This window comes from Photobacterium proteolyticum, from assembly GCF_001939735.1.
GTDB classification, from domain to species: Bacteria; Pseudomonadota; Gammaproteobacteria; order Enterobacterales; family Vibrionaceae; genus Photobacterium; species Photobacterium proteolyticum.
Map to the genome: position 1 here is coordinate 21,828 of NZ_MJIL01000044.1, position 21,847 is coordinate 43,674.

A 21,847-nucleotide genomic window follows, 5' to 3' on the forward strand; every position below is an offset into this window, starting at 1 on the left:
ATGTCTTCCCCTCGTTATCTAGTCGGTATCGATTTAGGTACAACCCACACTGTTGTCGCTTATACCCCTATCACCGACGAACTCGAAACAAGTCCAATCAGCATCTTCGAAATTGACCAGCTTATTGCGCCGGGTGAAGTTGCCCGCAAACCTCTGCTGCCATCATTTCGCTATCACCCGGCTGAAGGTGAAATAAGTCCATCAGAGCTGGTATTGCCATGGGATATCCAACCGGTTAAAGGCGATATCAGCAACGCCATTATCGGAGAGTTTGCCCGCGAACTTGGTGCCAAAGTGGAAGGCCGTCAGGTGGTCAGTGCCAAGAGTTGGCTTTCGCACACCGGTGTCGATCGCAGCGAGGCCATTCTGCCATGGTCTTCAAATAGTAGTGTCGAAAAAGTCTCACCAGTCGTGGCCAGTGCCAGCTACCTGAACCATGTTCGACAGGCGTGGGACTATCACCACCAAGATGCCAAGCTTGCCGATCAGGAAGTTGTAGTAACGGTTCCAGCCTCTTTCGATGAAGGTGCACGCGCTTTAACACTAGAGGCCGCTGCAATGGCTGGTCTACCGAAAATTTTGCTATTGGAAGAGCCTCAGGCCGTCTGTTATGACTGGTACGCAAAAAACAAAGACACTGCCGAAGCTCAGCTTAAAGATATTCCGCTACTGATGGTGTGTGATGTTGGCGGTGGTACCACTGATCTCAGCCTTATCAAGGTCAGCACAGAAAATGAAAAGCTGACCCTTGACCGTATCGGCGTTGGTGACCACCTTATGCTTGGCGGTGACAACCTGGATTTAGCTCTTGCCCACAAAGCCGAACAGCGCCTTCACGGTGGTGCTAAGAAGCTCAGCGCAGCCGGCTTATCAAAACTTATCCAACAAACCCGTAAGGTCAAAGAACAGTTGCTTTCAGGCAATGCACCTGAATCGGCCAAAGTCACCTTGCTGGGTAGCGGCTCTCGCCTGATCGGTGGCTCGAAAAGTATCGAGCTAACCCGAGAGGAAGTTCACAGCATAGCACTCGACGGTTTCTTCCCACAAACGGAATACAGTGATCAGCCAAGTCATCGCCAGGCCGCTGTGGTCGAGTTCGGCCTGCCTTATGCGGCCGATCCGGCAATCAGCAAACACCTGGCTCAATTTATTGACCTGCATGACTCAGTCTGCCGTGAAGCTCTTGAAAACAATGGTGCAGATCTCGCGGCAAGCCTGCCAGCAATTCCTTCCGCTGTATTGCTTAATGGTGGAGTGTTCAACAGCCCGTTATTGTCTGAGCGTGTACTCTCGACCTTCTCCCACTGGAGAGGTGACAGCGTCACTGAGCTTCAAAACCCTCATCCTGACCTTGCGGTTGCCTATGGAGCTGTTGCGTACGCCAAAGCACGACACGGCGCGCAACTAAAGATCGGTGGTGGTTCTGCACGATCTTTCTTCCTGACTCTTGAAGACAAGAGAAAAGGTAAACAAGGGATCTGCATCCTGCCTAAAGGGATCGATGAAGGCACAGAGGTACGCTTAACCGATCGCAAGTTTGCCCTGACGCTTGGGGAACCGGTTCGCTTTAACCTTGTTTCATCAACCGATGACAGCCACACTGAAGCCGGTGAACTGTTTGCTATCGACTCTGACAGCTTCGTTACCCTCCCCCCATTCATTGCAACGCTGGACAGCGATCGAGATCGTGCCGAACTGGCTGCCAACCAAAAGGACCGCGAAGAAGTCACGCTAGCTTGTCAGCTGACCGAAGTGGGTACCCTGCAGATTGAATGTGTCAGTGTGAACGATGACAGCAAGCGCTGGAAAGTAGAATTTGCCATTCGTAAAGATTTGGCCAAGCTTAATCGTGGTAGCGATGACGCCACCATGGCAGAGTCGATTCTGCCCGCTCGCATGGATGATGCCATCAGCGCAATCAAACAAGTTTACGGTGGCAGCACCAAAAATGCTGATAACAAAGCCATCAAAACCCTTCGTAGCAATCTTGAAAAAATGCTGGGTAAACGCGATAGCTGGGAAACACCCTGTCTACGCGAGCTGGCTAATGCCCTGCTAGAGAGTAAGAAACGCCGTCGCCGCTCTGATATTCATGAGCGAAACTGGCTCAAGTTGGCAGGTTTTGCCATGCGACCAGGCTTTGGCTACCCATCCGATGACTGGCGAATGGAACAAGTTTGGGCTCTCTACCAGCACGGGATCCAATTTGACAGCAAAACACAGACATGGAGCGACTGGTGGACATTCTGGCGTCGTATCGCCGGTGGCCTTAGCCAAGAGCAGCAACTGGTGATTTTCAAAGATATTGCCAAATACATTAATCCTGGCGCGACACGCAACAGCAAGCTGAACAAAGAGCTTCAAGAGCGTAGCTATGAAGATATGGTCCGCCTTGCAGCCACGCTTGAGCATTTACCTTTTGAGAAGAAGCTGCAGCTTATCGAGTGGATATTTGGACGCCTGCAAAAGACCCAGTACTCTCAGGCGCACTGGTGGGCCATCGGGCGTATTGCAAGCCGCAGTCCGTTTTATGGCAGTGCGCACAACCTGCTGACACCGCAGCATGTCGCCTACTGTTTGCCCGAGCTTATGGATTACGACTGGCGCAAAGATCCAAACATCGCTTTTGCCGCTGTTATGATGTGCAGAATGACAGGTGACCGCGCTCTGGATATTGACGATCAGAACCGTGCCGATGTCATAGCCAAACTAAAGGCAAGCAAGGCTCCGGATAGCTGGATTCAAATGGTCTCAGAAGTGAAGGTACTTACAGAAGCTGAAACCAAGCGAGTATTCGGAGATGCATTACCGACAGGGCTTCGTCTAATCGATTAAGGTTCTGTTAGGGTTTAGGCTGGTAATCTCATTTTTATAAAGTATTTCATATTCTCTGCCACGGTATTCTTGCAGAGAACGCAATATACCTAGTGAGTATTACAATGAACCGTACCCAATATAAGATAATTGCTCAGCGGATTTTTAAATCGGAAAATCAGCGCATCGCTGTTGAGGCGGTGATCTTTGACGGCTTGTCCAGCTATGAAGCTGAGAAGCGCTTCGATGTTCCAAAGGGAACACTTTCTCGCAATGTCAGAAAGTATAAAAACGAAGTCGATTACCTTAAGAACATTGTTGCTGCGTAATCATTTCTACATATCGTAATCAAAAACGGAGAGCTATGCTCTCCGTTTTTATACCCAAGCTACCTCAAGATGCTAAAGACACCGTCATCAGTCGATCTCTGCTTGCTACACAGATGAAATAAACCTGCACTTACCAGCAACAGAGCTAAGTGGGTCACTATACCTAAACTCAGATAGGCATCGAACGGATTCTCTTCGGTCAGGACAGTCAGAGGCAGTGAGTAAATATCACTCATAAAATCACCAATGACACTCGTACCGAATACTAAATAGGACATAACTTTTATCGCTATTACCGCCACGACAACCGCAGCCATCGGGTAAGATATCAGCTGAGACACAACCAACAACACGCAAGCTATCGGTAATAAAGACAAGCTCATCAATGTTACCCTGCCGATAAAACCAAACCAGTGCCAAAGCATGTCAGGAACAGTTATCGCAAAAGACACCATCGTATCCATAGGCATCCATAGCTTCGCCAGTAACCAAACCAGTACATCAGAAAAAAGCAGCAGCATAGATGTAATGAGTGGAATAATCACAAGCGCAAACAATAATTTTGCGGCTATGGCCAGATGATCAGAAACAGGGACGGCCCGCCAGAACATTAAGCTGCCTTCATTACGCTCTTTACGTAACGTTTTGGGAACATAAATCAAGAAAAGCAATAAATAAACACAACCGGCAACAACCTCATTGAGTTTGCCGACATAACTGGCAAAACCGAGCGAGTCAGTCCCTAGCACCCACTCCCCGGCTCCCGAAGATTGAATATAGAAGCTAACGTTGTCGCCGCTCATTAGCAATGCAAAATTCAGGACGGCAAACAATGCAATAAAAAGCGGTAACTTTACGACGATACGATATTCTATCACCTCTTTTTCAAGCAGATGTATTAAAGATCTCACAGCCTGGCCTCCTGCTGAGTAGCAATAAATATATCAGCAAGACTCGCAGATGACACTTCACCCAGAGATTCAAGCTGTGAACGTTCGGCAGCTTCGAATATCAATTCATGCTTGTTGCTTCCTGGCCTGTGATAAAGCGGAGCCAATGATAAGGCTGCATCCAATGTTTCAGGGGTAACAGTCAGCTTTGCAAAACGAGACTCAAGCTCATCGACCTTTGCCTGAAGAACCGTTTTCCCTTTCCGCAGTATCAAAACATCAGTAAGCAAATGTTCTATTTCCGCTACTTCGTGGCTCGCAATAATCAATGCCCGTTCACCATCTCTGAACCACGACATTAAACTGCGATAGAATACTTCTCTGTACATCAAGTCCAAGCCGAGCGTTGGCTCATCAAGAATTAGAACTCTGACATTTGTAGCCATCACGATTGCCAGATGCAACTGGACTTTCATTCCCTTGGATAAGCTTGCGATTTTAGCCGAAAAGTGAATATCGGTGTCGTTCAAATACTGTTCAGCAATGTGTCGCTCAAATGAAGGGTGAACACCCGCCATATATTTCAGGATCTGTTTTACCGTCATCCAATCTGGCAATACCGCCACGTCAGAAATATAGGCCAGATCATTAACTACTTTTACCCGATCCTTTTGCGGATGGAGACCAAATACGGATAACTTTCCGTCAAATGCCTGTGTTCCTAGCAACGATTTGATTAACGTCGATTTTCCAGCTCCATTATGCCCCAATAAACCAAATATCTGGCCAGTATGGAGCTCAAAGCTAACATCATATAGCGCCTGATGCTGCTGATATGATTTATATAGCCGTTCAGCTTTGATCAATATTCCCACGGGATCTACCTATTGCAGATTGATTGTATTCAGTTTGAAAATGATACCAAACGATCAGGAGAAAGAATAAGCACCAACTGAATATACCCAAGCTAGCGCATCACTCGGTAACGAGCAAAAGAAATGGAATACGGGCAAGGAATAGCCAAGGCGAACCGACTTGGCATATTCAAAGCAAAGCACATAAATTCGACACTGAATAATTGCTTAACAATGCTTTCTCATTCGAGCTGAAAATTCAGAAAACAATACTAAAGGCTTATTGATCACCTCTGTTTAAGGCAATGGTATTCATGCTAGATATCGCATTATTCAAACGAAAGAAAGTTTATGCTCCCCAACTAGGTAGAGATTTTTAATGCCATGGCATCACTATGTTAATAAGCAATTATATTTTTAAGGCAAAAAAATCCTATCACTCAGTAGCACATATGATGCACTGCCTGAATGTCATACCTATCCATCACTCGAATATCGAGCGGTTATGTGTTTTGTTTGATAATGATATAATACTATTTATGCATTACTCTTCTTTTTCGACTAAGTCTTCTGGATGAACGCCATCTTTTTCCATCAATGCCAGAATCTCAGTCATACGAACTTGGCGCGCTTCGTCTTTAAATTCATGCAATACTGCAATTAAATCATTAATTTTTTGAAGTGGAATACGTTTAATTACGGCTTTCTGGCGTCCTGGCACTTCATCAGCAAAATCAATTAACATCTGACGATAATCAACACGCTCTTCTTTAATCGTTCCCGTTGTTGAATCAACATTCTTTAACATTGCGGTCAGTGCTTTTTCAGCAGCTGCAAAACTATCCATGAAACATACCTCTTAAATCATATACCAGCATGTTATTACTCAGGCTTCTGTATGGAAAACCAATACAAGATTTATTTTGCCTATATGCAATAGCCGGGCAATTGAAACTTTCAGCTCAAAAAAGAAAACAACCTCAAAGGAATCGTAGAGGTCGATAACTGTCTGTCAATTAACATCAGTAACGATTGCGATATCTATTCACACTCTAATTATAATGGAAATTGACGGCACATGTGGCCCGCAAGACAGTTTAACAGGCAAATAATACCTCTAGAAAGCAATCTTGTGAACTCAATTTTAAACAAAAACATCATTTCCGCGAGCGAAATGCCCTATCGCAAAGTTGTTACTCAGTGTGACATTGATATTTTGGTTCAATAGCAGCCATTTAGCAACAGTCACTATTAATAAAAGTAACAATTTCCTTTCGTCAACAGTGAGTCAAATGGTCGATAACGCAATATAATTGCGAGATATACCCAAGCTACCTCAAGATGCAGGATTCAAAGTGAGACCAGCGAGCTCAGTTCAAGAAAAATGACGGTAGGAATGGCTTTTCCTTGTGACCCTGCTTCTCCCCCCGTCTTCATATGCTTCCAGCAAGGTTGAAGGCACGCTCGCCGCAACAAAAAGCTGTCTGGCATATCAATCAATCCATAAGAAAACTAATCCTGGAAACATATCTGTTCAATCAGGTAAAGGTTACGAGGCAAAGTCAGCAAAATAGAAGAATGGAACTCGCTTCAGCAAAAGCAGCCACATGCCAAGCCAGAAGCGATGACGATGACGATGACGATGACTTCAAAACTGCCGTGAATATTGTTCAGCGATCAATACCGTGCTTTTTCGCAACACATTAATAATGTTCGCTAAGAGTCACGCCGCAAATAAGATTCAGTTTTCCTGTAGCAATGAGCGCTACCTACAGGAGATCAGGTTCAAACTGAGCAAAGGCTTTGAACAATATACCATGCTTACTGATAAACTGAATGATTCCCCTGCTAGCGGACCGTTTCGTGGCAATAGTGGCAATCACCTATATAGAGGAAGCAGACTATAAATAGAGGGAAGTTTGTGGATTTGAAACCACGCATACCCTTTTCTTATTTCTGCTATACCGATCAAGGTTTTGATTTTGCTTTAAACGAACTTTGTTGTTACCCTTATCGCCGTTAGTAAGATTTTGAATATAATGGCCTTTTGGCGGACATTAGCGCAGTTTGGTAGCGCACTACTCTGGGGGAGTAGGGGTCGCTGGTTCGAATCCAGTATGTCCGACCAAAGGGCCATTTTTATTTCCTGTAAACAACACTTCTCTCGCACCATCTCTCTGTAAACTACACAAACCTCCCTCTTATTTTTACGCACACCAAATTGGGTTGATTATCAAATGATAGTTATGTGCTAGCGGTCAAAAACTTGCGATGAATCCAATTTTCTATTTCATATGATATGCAATTGATCTGTATCAAAGTACTATAGCCAGGTAAGACTTTGAGGAGACAATAATGAAAATCAATCCAACTTGTAGTAAGTGCGGACAGTCTGATGAGTTCCTTATCACAGAAGATGATGTCTATATCTGTATTTGTGGTCACAAGTGTACAAAGATTGATGAGATAAAGAGTGTTCAAGTTCTTCAGCCAGCCGAAGAACACTACCAAAACCTGCAAAAGCCAGCTTACATGCACTGATATTTACGCCTATATAAAGCTAACAACACAACCTTTCTTATTTCACGCTTTACTGCCCCTTTTAAAGTTCAGCTCCCGGCCCGGGAGCTGCTCATTCTTCCCTCTAATACTTCATTAGAATAGTTATTAACTCGCTATTCATTTGCCCAAGACGCTTAATTAGAGATTATCCCACGCACTTTTTGTACAAGATTCAGCCAGTTGTTAATTTTTCTTAAAATCCACCAACATTAAATCAGTTAAATTTTCTACAAATTAAGTTAAATTCAGGTTAAATTGCTTTTTTAAAGCAATTGAACATCGTACAGAATTTCAAATAATTATCATCGCCATACTAAATCTAATTACTTGAATTTAGTCGATAATTTTTATAGGCAGCCATTCTGTAAGCTTCTGGCTCACAAATCTCATTTGGGAAACGTGAGCAAGATCACACTGCATTCAAAGAATTTCGTGCTAACTTGCAGCGCCTTCTTTGGGCAATACATCCGATTCTATGTTTCACAATTGTGAATGCAACAAGTTACTGATACTGATGCATTTGTGAGCAAAAAAAAAATATAAATCCAGAATCGTATTCAAGAACTGTCACATATATGGACGTTCCGGTTCGCTCAGCCAGCTTTACTTGGTTGAGCCTGATATACAGGAAAATTTTATGAGTGTTACTAACGAAACTTGGTTAACATCGCTAAACGATGGCCTGCTGGCTGTGATCGGCGAAGTTAATGGTGTTTTATGGGGCTGGCTACTTATTTACCTGCTGGTTGCAGTAGGCGTGTACTTCACTTTACGGCTAGGCTTCATTCAAATCCGCCAATTCAAGCATGCTGTTGCTGTTCTTAAAAGCGGCAAAGATGTTGATAACGGCATCAGCTCGTACCAAGTATTTTGTACTTCAATGGCAGCCCGTGTCGGTACGGGTAACATGGCCGGTGTCGCCGTGGCCCTTACGGTAGGTGGCCCAGGTGCCATCTTCTGGATGTGGGTTATTGCCCTGTTCGGTATGTCGACTGCATTTATCGAATCAACACTGGCTCAGATCTACAAAACCAAAGACGTTGACGGTCAATACCGTGGCGGACCTGCATACTACATGGAAAAAGGCCTGGGTATGCGCTGGATGGGTTCACTTTTCTCAGTGTGCCTGATCATTGCATTTGGTCTAGTGTTCAACGCTGTACAGGCCAATACGATTACAGATGCCCTGAACCACTCTTTCGGTTTTGACGAAACTGTAATGGGCGTAATCATTGTTGCGGCCTCTGCGTTCTTCATCATGGGTGGCCTACGCAAAGTAGCCGCTGCATCAGCTCGTATTGTGCCGGTAATGGCAATTGGTTATCTTGCAATCGCTCTGATTATTGTTGTGATGAACATTACTGAACTACCAGCAGTAGTCGCTCTAATTGTTAAAAGTGCATTTGGCTGGCAAGAAGCTGCGGCAGGTGGTGTGGCCTACACTATCGCACAAGCTATGCAAAGTGGTATTGCACGTGGTTTGTTCTCAAACGAAGCCGGTATGGGTTCTGCTGCTAACGTAGCAGCAAGTGCGACGCCAAACCCTAACCACCCTGCCTCTCAAGGCTTTGTTCAAATGCTTGGCGTATTTGCAGATACACTAGTTATTTGTACGGCTTCTGCAGCGATGATCATGCTGTCAGGTGTTATGGACCAGCCAGATGCTGCATCAGGTATCGGTCTACTACAACAGGCACTAACCAATGAGCTAGGTGGCTGGACGACTTACTTTATGGCAGCAGCTATTCTGCTATTCTGCTTCTCGTCTATCATTGCGAACTACACCTATGCAGAAACAAACATCATGTTCCTTAACGGTAATACCAAAAAAGGCTTGTTTGTATTCCGTCTGATTGTTCTGGCTATGGTAATGTTCGGCTCTGTCGCTTCCCTGCCGGTAGTTTGGAACCTTGCAGATGCTTCTATGGGCTTCATGGCACTGATCAACATCATTGCGCTGGTTATGCTGTCTAAGCTGGCTATCAAAGTCATCAAAGACTACGAGCAGCAGCTTAAAGCCGGCAAAACGCCTGAGTTTGACCGCTCTAAGTTCCCTGAGCTAGACGAGCTGGATGGTGCATGGCACCCAGAAGGTACTGAGCCTGTTGCGGCTTCAGTGACTAAGTAATCCAGCACAATAAACTAATGCAGTGAGATAATTTATCTCCTACTTGGAATAACAAAAAGCCAGCAAATGCTGGCTTTTTCTTTTATTGTTCGGCGGAATTACTGAGGATTACTCAAACTCTACCGAAACTGTTAATTGCTTCTCTACCGGCAACGCAGCGCTCTCTATCACTATCCCGCCTTCTTGCTGTTTCCAGCCAGTCATCGGCTTGCCGTTGAGTTTTACTGTCTTCACCTTGCCTTCAAGACCAAACCATTCAAGATGTAGCGGACGTGCCGCCGGTGCATTTGCATACTCACCTTCAGATGAAATCAGCAACTGAACACCATTGGTCATCCCTTTTGTTTTCAGAGTTGTTTTACGTAACTCTCCCTTAAGGTATGCATTGGTGGCACCATCATCTTCATAAAGCGTAAACTCCCCGTTGCTACCGTAAATTCTTGCTCCAAGAACGACCGGCACATCACTGGTTAATGGCATTTCTTGCTGTGCATTGACCGGTATAATGGCGCCTTGGCGAGCAAATAGCGGCAAGGTCAACACGTCATTATCGATAACAGAAAGCTGTTTGAACCACTCCCCTTTACTGACAACTTGTTTACCAGTGCGGTAGTCAAACCAGGTTCCACTCGGTAAGTAGACATCTGTCGCTGTTTGACCTCTTTTCGCAATAGCAGCCCCCAGCAAATCTTTACCCATCATTTTCTGGGCCGGAAGATTCTTGGCCATAGGATCGCCGCCGAAGTAGTAATCCATTGACGGATAAACAGGCTCTGCTGCAATATTGGCACGGTGAGCCAATGAGTATAGGTACGGAATTAACTGGTAGCGCAACTTAATGCTGGCTTTGTTACTTGCAAGATCACCAACACGATCCGGCGCCGTTTCTTTACAGTTACATAGGTTTTCGGTGTGCGGGCGAACAGGCACCTCAAACAAAGAACTGTAGGCGAACCACTGTGTATAGGTTTCATCCAGAGCCGCTTCTTGCTCTTCAGGCAAAACACTGAGCGCACGGCGGTGGAAACCACCAATATCTGAACTGTAGTAGTCGATTCCAGACAGCACCATATTTGGCTGCATGCTGAACTGGGTGGCCAGGCTCTCGAGGTTGGTACCAATATCCGCCGACCACATAGTCGCACCAAAGCGCTGAATACCAGGCGCCCCTGAGCGCGACATCATAAACGGACGCACGTCAGTCTCATTGCGCTGATAGCCGTTGTAGATACTTTCCAACCACTTGTAGTTATAAATATTGTGGACATCATTCTGCTTTTTCCCACCAGCATATACGCTTAGCGGGTTATACATTTCAGGCTCACCCAAGTCAGTCCAGTGACCAATCACGCCCATCTCGATGAGTGGTTTACGTTTCCAGTCGTGCCAATGGTCACCTGCTTCTGGATTAGTCCAGTCGATCATGCCACCTTTGCCCCACCAGTAGCCGTAGCCATTCGGATCGGAGTCAATAGGCTTATCGGTTTGTGGGCCCATCACTAAGTGTCCGTTTTCGGCTAGGTCTGCGTGCTCCTCCAAGCCATCGCTGACGTAGGACTCCTCTATCAGCATCATGCCAACACCCTGCTCTTTGAGTGCCTTAATTTTCTGCTCTGGTGCCGGGAAATGTTCGAGATCCCAGGTCAGAGTTCCCATCGGACTGGTTGCGCTAAATGCTTCGACGTTACCGAACCACTGCAGATCCATTACCACACCGTCGATAGGAAAATCCTGCTGCTTTAGCGTACTTAATTTATCATCAAGCTCCTGCCAGTTATCAAAACCATATTCCGACAGCCACATCCCAAACAGCTTACGCGGCGGTACAAGCGGGTTCCCCACCAACGCCATATATTGCTGTCTTAGATCAGGCAGATCATCACCAGCCATAAACAAAAAGCTCGGCTTACCTTCAAGCTGTGATACTTTCCAAGGTGCTTTGGTGAAATCCCAGTTCGCTGAATACACCGTATCCAGGTACAACGCGTAATTCTGCTGCTTCGAGTTCAATGCATACAACACAGGAAACTGGGTGTTACCAGTACCGCCGCCCTGGTAGCCTTCCATCTTATTGCCGCCCTGGCGCTTGAACCCAAGCCAGTTAGCATTAAGCTTACCAGGGGCATGAAATTCCTGTCCCAGCCCGTTTAGCTGATAATCACCTTCTGAATTGAGGGTAAAGCTGTTGCTCTTCTCAGGGCAAATCTCGCTAAGCTGGCCTTTTGCTTTCGATGTAACCGTCATGCAGAGGGTTTGCGGATCAACACCTACCTTCAAATTGGCCGTTTCAAAGCCACCTTGGATACGGTTTAGTGCCGACGGTCCGCTAAATTCATCAAGCTTAATTAACTCGGTGGAAGGTAGCGCCTGATCTTTAGACTGCGCTTTAAAGGCAATATGAAGAACATCATCATCAAGCACGTCGATAGCTAAATCACGTACCGGTTGGCGGGCCTTGTCGAGAATTCTCGTTTGATGCTGCGCGACAACATCATTGCCCAGTTGCTCAGTGAGCGAAGAAAGAAAGGCTTGCTGACTATAATATGTCTTGCCGATCATAGGCTTCAGAGCTTTGCGCAGGTTCACCTCAGGAATTGCTTTGCGCATCCTGAATATCTGGGCGGCTTCCAATCGGTAGCTTTCGCTGTTCTGATAGCGAAAATGTTCGACCTCTGCAAAGGCCGAGCAACTTATTGCCAGTAAGCTAGGCACAGCAATCCCCAACATCAAATGCTGTAATGGTTTCTTTCCCGTCATGGTTCTTCCTTTAAATGGTACCGGGCAGCTAGTCACGCATTATTAATAGTTTCAGTAATAACGCTGATCTCTTTGCTAATGGTATTTTCAATATAATTAATGGGAATATACGTCGAGGAAAAACCACTGAAAAGTGATTGTTATCAATAATTTATTTGTACTGGTTACGTCACTAAATGTGCAATCAAAAGTAAACCGCAGTCACAGAATGTGATGATGGTTATGGTTTAGTATGAAGCCACCATTGGCATACTCCTTTTTGGATCCATTTCCATCGCAAGCAAAATCCTCGCACAGAACTAACGAGCAATAATCACTCAGCAAGACGGTTAAATTCCCGACAATTAAACCAGCAGAGTTATCATTTCTTTTATTAAGCCTTCTGCCCGTTTATTGCTTTTCTTCCTACAACCTATTAATTATCAGTTAGCTACGAAAACGTTGTCATAACCTTCATCTTATTCATAATGCAACTGTATGTATTTCGTCATTGCTCATACTAGTAATCTTGGCTATATTGCGCCCGCCTCGCCATTTGCGGGGCATTTTTTTATCTGAGTTTTACTTTTTAGGTAGTTATATGACCTTTTCTAAGCCTCTCGTCGCATTATCTGTCACGCTGGCCTTGGCTGGCTGTACGCAAACAGCGAATCAATCAGAATCGAATCAACAGGACCATACCTTCACGCTAACCGTTGCCCATATCAACGACACGCATTCCAATTTCGATCCGGTTAAATCCAGCTTCAAAGCCGACGAAAAACTGGTTTATAACGAGTTTGGTGGCTTCCCTCGCCTGCAAACGATGGCTGAAGAATACAAACAGGCTGCCAAACAACAAGACAACAGTTTTCTATTCCTGCACGGCGGCGATGCATGGCAAGGTAGTGCCTATTTCAAGCTCAACGAAGGGGCTATGAATGCCGAGCTTCTAAGCAAAATGAGCCTGGAGCTATGGCACTGGGCAACCACGAGTTCGACCTGAACAATGCCAAGCTCAACCAGTTCATCAGTGATATCAACTTCCCGGTTGTTGCCGCTAATATCGATACCAGCCACGATGCCGATCTAAAAGATCAAACAAACCTTAAACCTTTTGTTGTCTTCACTTTCGACGGAAACAGCAAAACAGTGATCAATGATCTGGATAACTTGCCTGAGAATAAAGACCTGGTTGCAGTATTCGGTATCGCCCTTGACGACATGCCTAACCTGGCACCGAATACCGGTAAGGTGATATTCCATGACATGGTTGAATCCTCTCAGGCCACTGTCGATATGCTTGAAGAAAAGGGAATCAATAACATTGTTGCTCTCACCCACATTGGTAATGCCGTTGATCTGGAGATCGCATCGAAAGTAAACGGTATCGATCTAATTGTCGGCGGTCACTCTCACACACTCCTTGGTGATTTCACCAATATCGGCCATGACCACAATGGTGTCTATGCGCAGATGGTACAAAACCCCAATGGCCAGAGCCAAACCTGTGTGGTTCAGGCCGGCCAATATGCGCAGGCAATTGGCCGACTTGCTGTTAGTTTCGATACCAATGGCGAAGTAACAGCCTGTAACGGTCTCAATACCCTACTGAGCAATGACGAATACTTCCACTCCCCGACCCGAGAAACGGAAAGCCAGTTCAATAAGGCTGATACAGCCAAAGTGGTTGATTTCATCGATGACGAAGACAATATCACCATCACCGAGGAAGAACCGGCGATGCGTGGTCTGATAGACAGCAAGTACAAGCCTGCCGTCGACCAGGCGTACGGAAACGTGATTGCTCAGGTTACTGAAGAAATTACCCACGAGCGCCGCCCGGGTGATCGTGGAACAGACAAACATGGCTCGGATGTTGCTGCAATTATTGCCGAAGGGCAGTACTACTGGGCGAATACCGCAGAAGTTCAGCAAGTCACCGGGATGAGAGTCGACTTTGCCCTCATCGGGGCTGGTGGTATCCGTACCAATATCGAAGCTGGTGAATACCGTGAAGGCAACGTCTCACTCGAAATGCTACCATTCTCAAACTTCATGTCAGTGCTGCCGGTGAAGGGGGCTGATATCAAAGCTCTCATCGAAGGCGCTATTTCCGCTACCTTGCCTGAAGGTTCACATGCCGGCAAGTTCCCGTACGGCGGCCATATTCGCTATCAATACTCAGAAACCATCGCTAACCAGGCTGGTAAGCTGGATTATGTTGAAGTAATGACGGGACCAGCTGAAAACCCAACCTGGACAGCACTTGATGACAACAAAACCTACAACGTTGCAATCAACAACTACAACGCAACAGGTAATGACGGCTGGACACCGCTATTCAAGGCACAGAAAAACAGCTCAGGCCGCGTTGATCTTGCCTATGTCGACGGCAAGCTAACAAGCTTTACAGTGAAGAATATCGAGGACGTTGGCGGAAAATATAAAGTTCGCTACAAGACCCAGGGACCGGACTGCAAGGCAGATAACGTCCGTTGTAATACCGACGCCCAGTCAGTTATCGACTTCATTGCCAATGAGCGACCGGCGCTTACACCGCTCGACTATCAAGTCGTGACTTTCGAGCGAATCAAGTAAGTCGTTAAGAGGTAAAGCTCAGCAGTTACTGCCGAAACAAACCGCTAACTACCCAAGGGCTTTCTGTTCGAAAGCCCTTTCTATTTCAAGTCTTGCAATAACCATGATCTCTTTTCCAGCTCTCACTCATTTTTTCGAGTACACAAGGCGGTAGCGGACGGTGGGCCCTTGCTGGCTTAGTCGCGATAGTGCGGTATCCGGCAGCGATCAGGCGTAAATCAAACGCCCTGTCGATAGGCATCCCGGCACGACCTAAATCCCAGCGAAATACCCTTAACGACATATATTCATACGGCGCTAACTCTCCGCCATATGGATACTTTAAAACCTTGCCATAGGCATGTTTTGCCAGTTCGAAGTTAACTTCAATCATAAGCACCTCCAAACACACTGGTTATAATAACAGTAGTCCGTTACAGGGTAGCTTGCAAAAAAGATTAAGTAAAACCATACCTAAATCAAACCTAGGTCAAAAAAATACTACTATTGCATCAGGTTAATGCTATTTCTCCCCTTACGTAATGGCAGCATATTGGCCGATTCCCTTTTTACCGTGAATTATTAGCATCTTGTCCTATGCTTAGGCTATGACAAATTAATGCTATTCAGCAGTGAAGGGACGCAATTTGTTCGTAGATACGTTAAGGCATTATGGCGATCTTCCCGCTATCGTCACAGACACAGGCTTAACACTGAGTTATGGTGAACTGGCCGACAAGGTTGATGCCTTCACCGACAACTTAGGTTCACACCGACAATTGCTCATCGTCGAAACGCTGAATGAGTTACACCCATTAATCGCCTATCTAGGCGCATTACGGGCACGACACCCGGTCATATTGGTTGCAGCTGGCTCGACAGAAAAAGACACCAATATACTCGACACCTTCAATCCATTTGCCGTCTACCGACACACTCCTATTGGTAGCTGGACACTTGAGAAAAACCCTAAGTACAAGAAAGTGCAGCTTCACCCTGATCTATGCGTCCTGTTATCGACATCCGGTACCACCGGCAGTGCCAAACTGGTTCGACTTTCACAAGAAAACATAGAAGCGAATGCCCGTTCGATAGCCCAATACCTAGAGCTGGACACCAGACAGACAGCCATTACCACACTGCCTTTTCATTACTCATTCGGTATGTCTGTTATTAACTCTCACCTTGCTGTTGGCGCTACTTTGTTGTTAACAGAACGTTCTGTTTCCGAACCGGGATTCTGGGCGCTCTTCCGTGAAGAACAAGCAACCAGCCTTTATGGCGTCCCCTATACATTCGAGTTACTGGAGAGAATCCGGTTCAGAGACAAGCAATTTCCGTCACTGCAATATATCGCCCAGGCGGGAGGGCGGCTTTCAACAGATATCATCACTCAATATCTCGGCTGGGGCGAGCAACAACGCAAACGCCTGATTGTGATGTACGGCCAGACTGAAGCCTCCCCACGTATGGCCTATGTGCCGCCTCATGAGCTTAAGCAAAACCGGGACTGTATCGGCATAGCCATACCGGGCGGGCACTTTTCACTCATCAACGAGCAAGGAGTGGAAATTCACGGCCCCGAGCAAAGTGGAGAGCTAGTTTACCGAGGCCCAAATGTCATGATGGGTTATGCCACCAGCCCTGGTGATTTAGCCAAAGGCAACGAGCTTGAGCTATTGCGAACAGGTGATCTGGCTTGCCGAAATGTAGCAGGCCTTTACCGAATTGTTGGTCGAATGAATCGCTTCTGCAAGCTGTATGGTTTGCGTATCAGTCTTGACGAGGTTGAACTTTTCCTGCAAAAGTCGGGCTTCTCTACCGTTGTTGTCGGCAATGACTCAGCATTGCTGATCGCGACGCTACAGAAGCATTCCAGCTCGGCAATCATCAATGTGCTTACCAACCGCTATCAACTTGGCGCGAACGCCTTTATTGTCAAAGAGATGGACGAGTATCCGCTTCTCCCTTCAGGCAAAGTCGACAATCGCTCACTAACATCCCTTATCGAACCAGCCGCAGGCAGCAACAACCACTACGACAACCTCTATCAGGCCTATAGTGACATCCTCGGTAATAATGATATTCGTGAAAGTGATAGCTTCCTAAGCCTGGGCGGTGACTCGCTGTGCTACGTTGCAGTATCTGTCGCAATTGAAGACTACCTGGGCCAGCTTCCCGACAACTGGGAAGCCATGACCGTCAGTGAGCTGGAAGATTTTCATGAGGTCGAGCAATCTCCACTCCAGACAACACCGATAGCAGAACAGCGCCAGCCCCGAGCCTGGCTGACGATCTGTTTCATCATCGGTATCCTGTTGTTCGGCGAGATCTTTCTGCATATCCGCACCTATATTAAAACCGGACGCAACGTCCTATCGTTATTAACAGATAACAGTGCCATTGTGGTCGACGACAAACTTCAGACGCGTACCTACCGCCCGAACCTCGTCATCAAAGATACAAACACACAGCAAGACCGCATGGTCATTAACTCATATGGTTTACGTAGCCCCGAAATCCCCCCGGAGCGCCTGCCTGACGAAATCCGTTATGCCGTTGTCGGTGCCTCAACGGTTGCTGGCATCTATGCCAAATCCAATGAACAGACTTTCTCTCAACTACTGGCAAGCGCAATTAAAGATAAATACCAGCATCGCCCGGTGAATATTATCAATGCCGGGATAGAAGGCAGTTCACTAAGCGAAACCCACCTGATTACTGAAAACATTGTCTACAAGCTGTCGCCCTCGGCAATTATTATCTACCCGGGGTTTAACGATATAACGATGCTGTGCCCCAAAAAAGGGGCAAACAACAGTAACCAATTGGCTCAGTCACCGAACGTATTACAGCCGCTGGGCTACCCGACACTACCTAATTGGCTGATGAGCAAAGACATGATCCAGAAGAACACCATCTTTCTCAGAACGCCGAAGGCCACCAGCGTTAGCTCACTCGATCCGGAAACCATCAACCCCACTGATTATCGCAACAGAATAGAGTCCCTTGTTAAAAGCATCATCGCGCAAGGGATCAAGCCTGTTCTGGTTACGGTTGCCCGCTCCTATATCAACGTTGCCAAAGAGCAACAGGAAAGCCTGGCCGCGACCTCGATGTATTATTATCACTGCCTGGACCTGAATGGCATTATCCGCGTTGGGGAGATCTATAACGATCAAATCCGATCCGTTGCCCGGCAATACAATACGCCCTTTGTCGATCTCGCGGAGTTAATGCCCGGAGGCAGTCAGTATTTTGTCGATGGCGGGCATTTTACCTACAAGGGTGAACAGTATGTAGCGAAGACACTGAATGACAAATTAGCAAGCCAGTTGATGGAGCGTTAATATGGCAATTACCTCCCTGTCCTATTTCATTTTTGCGCTCTTTGCACTGATCGGCTGCGCGGCACTGCAGCGACAGAACGAGTACAAAAAGAGCTTTCTTCTCATCATCAGCTATTACTTCTACATGACGTTTGACTGGCGTTTTTCAGCTCTGCTATTGCTCCTTACCGGGATCAACTTCCTAGCTGGACATATCATTATGCACCACCAGCAAAAATTGATGAAGAAAGCCGCGCTGGCGGGTGCCATTAGCAGTAGCCTGCTGATTCTGTTCTACTTCAAGTACAGCAACTTTTTCATCGAATCCCTGTACGATTTTCTTCAGCTTTTCGGGCTATCCGGTCGAAGCCCGTTTGTCGACGTTATCTTGCCGATTGGCATCTCATTTATGACGTTCCAGGCTATTACCTATCCACTTGATCTCTATCAGCAGCGATTAGCAAAGCCCAGTTCCCTCAAAGATTTCGCCCTGTTTATGGCGTTCTTCCCGCAGCTGCTCTCAGGCCCTATCGTCCGGGCCTCCTACTTTATGCCCCAACTTGAATCGAGCCAAAAGCTGTGTGGCCAGGATATGATGGAAGGGTTAACCCTGATTATCCGTGGGCTTATCAAGAAAATAATGATTGCCGACATACTCGCACTGCACATCGTGGATCCGGCCTTTGGCAATCCATCAGGCTTTTCCTCACTATTTCTTGTCATAGCACTGTTTGCCTACAGTTTTCAGGTCTATATGGATCTCAGCGGTTATACCGATATTGCCATCGGGGTAGCTAAAATGATGGGCTTTAAACTACCCATCAACTTCAATCGCCCCTACATGGCAACCAGTGTGGCCAATTTCTGGCAACGCTGGCACATCACCATGTCCTCGTTCTTTCGAGATTACTTGTACGAAGCCGTCAAAAACTGGCGCTGGAGCAATATCTATTTCAACTTACTGATTGTGTTTGTCGCCATCGGGATCTGGCACGGCGCAGGCTGGAACTTCGTCTTATATGGGCTGATCCACGGTAGCCTTGTCGGCATCGAACACTATCGCAGCCGCATGAGAGAACAACAAGGCCTGCCTCCCGTTGTATTTCGAGGTGTGTCGCTGGTTATTCGGATCCTTCAAATTTTCACCATCATCACCCTGACCCGTCTGTTGTTCAGAGCCGATGATCTTGAAACCAGCTGGCACTATCTTCAGACAATCGTCAGTACCACAAACTCTGGCTTGCCGATAGCTCCTATTGCGGGCGTAGCCCTTCTGTTAGCGGCTTTACTTCACTTCACGCCAATTCGCTGGCGTGATCAGCTAATGAAATCTGCCGTCAGGATCCCAGAATACGGCTACGCCGCTGTCACCGTAGTGTTCATTTACCTGATGGCGGCTCTTGGCTCCGATCAGGCTGCCTTTATTTATTTCCAGTTTTAAATAGCATTTGCCAGCCAAAGCCATAAACGTTTACTTTTTGTCCAGCCGGGCACGTGAGTAAATGTTATGGCTTTAAACTCCCCTTTCACTCATTTACTATTCCCTTTCTTCCAATCCCCAAGGACATACACCCAATGCAACAAGTAAACATCGCTCCGAACCCACAAATCGCCGTTATCTTCAAAGGTTGGGCGGCAGACTGGGCAAAAGAAGGCCAGGAAAACAAGAAAGACATGGCGACGAAGTTTCACACTGTCTATAGCATTGCGGCTAAGGTGTTTACCGAGGGTGGTGAAGTAGAACTAACCTTCCTTTCAGCACTATTTCAAGACTGCAAGCAGAAGCTAGAAATGGCCGAAGCCATGAACGAGAAAGTAAAGGCGAGCCTGAAAGACGATGATGAGCGTGCCCAGGCGATCATTGCCAAGGTAAACAGCGCCGCTCAAGATGCAGCCCATGTTGTTCGCTATCTTGGCCAGCTGCTGATGCCTTCTGCGTAAGCCAATGCCAGAAAACCCAAACCGCCTTAAGACGGTTTGGGTATATACCCACAACACACGTTAGCGCATTTTAAAGATCTCGGAATGAAAGTGCTCGGGTCCAATCCCTGCGACAGCTAACCCCGTACTCAATCTCTCACCAAATGCCGTGGGCCCACAAAAGCTAACATCAAACGTATTGCTATTCGTTCTGTCCAGGATAGCCTCTACACTAAGGAACTCTCCTTTATCAGCATCAAGCACTTCAAGCTCAATGAAATCTAAGCCTCTTAAAATTAAGAGAATCTCTTTTTCAAAGAACGCTTCCTTTCTCGAATTGACACAGTAGAAAAGATGAATTTTTTTATACTGACTATTTTCCTGATTAGCCTTTCGTGCCAGCCAATACAGTCTGGAAAGAAACGGAACAATGCCTATACCGGCTCCAATCCAAACTTGCGTTGCTTTCTCCGGTATCTGAAAACACCCATACCCCCCTTCAACCGTCACCTTTTGGCCCACAGTTAATTGACTGACCATTTGATGGGTATAATCACCTAAGTCTTTAATACCAAACTCAATGAGTTGGGTTTTCTCATTGTAGTTAAGAATTGAGAATGGATGCGGCGCTTCACCATCATGAAAGTTCAAATAAGCAAATTGACCTTCTTGATATTCAATGGACGAATCTAATTTAATCGCCAGCCGAATGACGCCAGGGCTTTCCATATCGTTATTAAATCGCTCAACTGACACCACCTCTCCTGGTGATTTATTACTCGCGCCAATCTTTCCGGTTAACGATAAATAGCTACACCAAACACCAACAACGGCAACCCCGGCAATAGCGATATTCATCGGTATCGACTGGCTATTCCAGTCAAGCAGCAAAACGGTATGAATAACGCCTGCGATAACCAGCAAGCCGCCTATTTTATGGGTAAATTTAAACCGTTTATAACTAATAGCCTGAACCAGGCTGATAAAACTAAAGAGCAAGAAGACATAGAACGCGATTTCTCCTATCTCACTGGCAATATGATGCCAGTTCACCCCTTCTATTTCAGGCCGTCCTCTTTCTGGCCTTGCTAACTGTCCAGCTTGCACAAGCCACTTGGCACTTTGGACACAAAGCCAGTGCAACACTAAAACGACTGTCGCACCTATACCCAGCTTTTTATGCAGCGCATAACCTTTATCTAACCCATTCAACCGACGTTCAACCCAATCAAATCTGGCCGCAATCAGTACCGCAAGGCTCATATAACCGAGCCCTATCATGCCAGACAGCATAGTTAACTGGTGACGCCAAAAAAAGAAGTCTCCCATTTCTTCATAGCCCATCAACAAGGCCGGAGACCATAGCAGTACAAGTATCAGTGTAAATTTCAACATAGCGGCAGCTTCTAGTAGAAAAGTGGAAATAAATCATTATTAGTATCTATGAAATACATAATACCCACTTCTCACAGCTATATAAGCGGCTTTACTTAGCTTCAAATTAGTTTACGTCAGTTTACACAATCCCCCTCAAACCATAGCTATATTACTCTATGGTGAACGGCGTTCTTTCTTGCAACCACTAGTAATCATTAGTTCTGCAATGCATCAGTATGCAATTACAAAATACATTTCTTTACATTGAAAACAGTCAGTTTTGACATTTCCCTGAAATTCGACGCCTCAAAAAGTGATTAACTATCAC

Annotated in this window: 13 protein-coding genes, 1 tRNA gene and 1 pseudogene; 9 read left to right on the forward strand and 6 right to left on the reverse strand. The window is 46.2% G+C overall.

Annotated features, from left to right (window positions below):
- Together BIT28_RS02500 and BIT28_RS02505 are read left to right on the forward strand one after the other, a co-directional pair.
- Positions 1-2,835: an Hsp70 family protein gene (locus tag BIT28_RS02500; protein WP_075762065.1), complete on the forward strand. Its 2,835-nt coding sequence runs from the start codon at positions 1-3 to the stop codon at positions 2,833-2,835.
- Positions 2,836-2,939: 104 nt separating this feature from the next.
- On the forward strand, positions 2,940-3,143 hold the full coding sequence (locus tag BIT28_RS02505) for a helix-turn-helix domain-containing protein (protein WP_075762066.1): 204 nt from the start codon (positions 2,940-2,942) through the stop codon (positions 3,141-3,143).
- A gap of 59 nt (positions 3,144-3,202) precedes the next feature.
- Here BIT28_RS02505 and BIT28_RS02510 read toward each other — a convergent pair whose 3' ends face one another.
- The 3 genes from BIT28_RS02510 to BIT28_RS02520 all read right to left on the reverse strand — a co-directional run bounded on the left by BIT28_RS02510 (position 3,203) and on the right by BIT28_RS02520 (position 5,734).
- Positions 3,203-4,054, reverse strand: coding sequence for an ABC transporter (locus BIT28_RS02510; RefSeq protein WP_075762067.1), 852 nt, complete (start codon positions 4,052-4,054; stop codon positions 3,203-3,205).
- Positions 4,051-4,908 carry an ABC transporter ATP-binding protein gene (locus BIT28_RS02515; RefSeq protein WP_075762068.1) on the reverse strand — a complete coding sequence of 286 codons (858 nt, stop codon included), beginning with the start codon at positions 4,906-4,908 and terminating at the stop codon, positions 4,051-4,053. Before BIT28_RS02515 ends, BIT28_RS02510 begins: the two co-directional genes overlap by 4 nt.
- A 523-nt stretch (positions 4,909-5,431) precedes the next feature.
- On the reverse strand, positions 5,432-5,734 hold the full coding sequence (locus BIT28_RS02520; protein ID WP_075762069.1) for a hypothetical protein: 303 nt from the start codon (positions 5,732-5,734) through the stop codon (positions 5,432-5,434).
- 1,204 nt (positions 5,735-6,938) lie between these two features.
- Here BIT28_RS02520 and BIT28_RS02525 point away from each other — a divergent pair.
- The 3 genes from BIT28_RS02525 (at position 6,939) to BIT28_RS02535 (ending at position 9,577) form a co-directional block, all read left to right on the forward strand.
- Positions 6,939-7,015: transfer RNA gene (locus BIT28_RS02525), tRNA-Pro, on the forward strand.
- A gap of 227 nt (positions 7,016-7,242) precedes the next feature.
- The gene (locus BIT28_RS02530; RefSeq protein ID WP_075762070.1) at positions 7,243-7,428 is read left to right on the forward strand and encodes a hypothetical protein; all 186 of its coding nucleotides are present in this window, start codon (positions 7,243-7,245) and stop codon (positions 7,426-7,428) included.
- A 658-nt stretch (positions 7,429-8,086) separates the two neighbouring features.
- Positions 8,087-9,577: an alanine/glycine:cation symporter family protein gene (locus tag BIT28_RS02535; RefSeq protein ID WP_075762071.1), complete on the forward strand. Its 1,491-nt coding sequence runs from the start codon at positions 8,087-8,089 to the stop codon at positions 9,575-9,577.
- A gap of 108 nt (positions 9,578-9,685) precedes the next feature.
- Here BIT28_RS02535 and BIT28_RS02540 read toward each other — a convergent pair whose 3' ends face one another.
- Positions 9,686-12,334: a TIM-barrel domain-containing protein gene (locus BIT28_RS02540; protein ID WP_075762072.1), complete on the reverse strand. Its 2,649-nt coding sequence runs from the start codon at positions 12,332-12,334 to the stop codon at positions 9,686-9,688.
- 580 nt (positions 12,335-12,914) lie between these two features.
- On the opposite strand from BIT28_RS02540, the pseudogene BIT28_RS02545 reads away from it, so the two are divergent.
- Positions 12,915-14,914, forward strand: a pseudogene (locus tag BIT28_RS02545) (bifunctional metallophosphatase/5'-nucleotidase).
- A gap of 85 nt (positions 14,915-14,999) precedes the next feature.
- On the opposite strand, the gene BIT28_RS02550 reads toward BIT28_RS02545, so the two are convergent.
- Complete coding sequence (locus BIT28_RS02550) at positions 15,000-15,287, reverse strand: hypothetical protein (protein ID WP_075762073.1); 288 nt, start codon at positions 15,285-15,287, stop codon at positions 15,000-15,002.
- A gap of 253 nt (positions 15,288-15,540) precedes the next feature.
- Here BIT28_RS02550 and BIT28_RS02555 point away from each other — a divergent pair, with 253 nt between their 5' ends.
- From BIT28_RS02555 to BIT28_RS02565, 3 genes are all read left to right on the forward strand, one after another.
- Complete coding sequence (locus BIT28_RS02555) at positions 15,541-18,243, forward strand: AMP-binding protein (protein WP_075762074.1); 2,703 nt, start codon at positions 15,541-15,543, stop codon at positions 18,241-18,243.
- Between the two features lies 1 nt (position 18,244).
- Positions 18,245-19,663, forward strand: coding sequence for an MBOAT family O-acyltransferase (locus BIT28_RS02560; RefSeq protein ID WP_075762075.1), 1,419 nt, complete (start codon positions 18,245-18,247; stop codon positions 19,661-19,663).
- A gap of 134 nt (positions 19,664-19,797) precedes the next feature.
- A complete protein-coding gene (locus BIT28_RS02565; RefSeq protein ID WP_075762076.1) occupies positions 19,798-20,163 on the forward strand; it encodes a hypothetical protein in 366 nt (121 codons plus the stop codon).
- Between the two features lie 60 nt (positions 20,164-20,223).
- Here the strand turns inward: BIT28_RS02565 and BIT28_RS02570 are convergent, their stop codons facing one another.
- Positions 20,224-21,537, reverse strand: a complete 1,314-nt coding sequence (locus BIT28_RS02570) for a ferredoxin reductase family protein (RefSeq protein ID WP_075762077.1) — start codon at positions 21,535-21,537, stop codon at positions 20,224-20,226.
- Positions 21,538-21,847 lie beyond the last annotated feature (310 nt).

What these genes read in the sequence shown, in the direction of transcription:
- BIT28_RS02500 (WP_075762065.1), top strand. Translation starts at nt 1, where the DNA reads ATGTCTTCCCCTCGTTATCTAGTCGGTATCGATTTAGGTACAACCCAC.
- BIT28_RS02505 (WP_075762066.1), top strand. Translation starts at nt 2,940, where the DNA reads ATGAACCGTACCCAATATAAGATAATTGCTCAGCGGATTTTTAAATCG.
- BIT28_RS02520 (WP_075762069.1), bottom strand. Translation starts at nt 5,734, where the DNA reads ATGGATAGTTTTGCAGCTGCTGAAAAAGCACTGACCGCAATGTTAAAG.
- BIT28_RS02530 (WP_075762070.1), top strand. Translation starts at nt 7,243, where the DNA reads ATGAAAATCAATCCAACTTGTAGTAAGTGCGGACAGTCTGATGAGTTC.
- BIT28_RS02535 (WP_075762071.1), top strand. Translation starts at nt 8,087, where the DNA reads ATGAGTGTTACTAACGAAACTTGGTTAACATCGCTAAACGATGGCCTG.
- BIT28_RS02540 (WP_075762072.1), bottom strand. Translation starts at nt 12,334, where the DNA reads ATGACGGGAAAGAAACCATTACAGCATTTGATGTTGGGGATTGCTGTG.
- BIT28_RS02550 (WP_075762073.1), bottom strand. Translation starts at nt 15,287, where the DNA reads ATGATTGAAGTTAACTTCGAACTGGCAAAACATGCCTATGGCAAGGTT.
- BIT28_RS02560 (WP_075762075.1), top strand. Translation starts at nt 18,245, where the DNA reads ATGGCAATTACCTCCCTGTCCTATTTCATTTTTGCGCTCTTTGCACTG.
- BIT28_RS02565 (WP_075762076.1), top strand. Translation starts at nt 19,798, where the DNA reads ATGCAACAAGTAAACATCGCTCCGAACCCACAAATCGCCGTTATCTTC.
- BIT28_RS02570 (WP_075762077.1), bottom strand. Translation starts at nt 21,537, where the DNA reads ATGTTGAAATTTACACTGATACTTGTACTGCTATGGTCTCCGGCCTTG.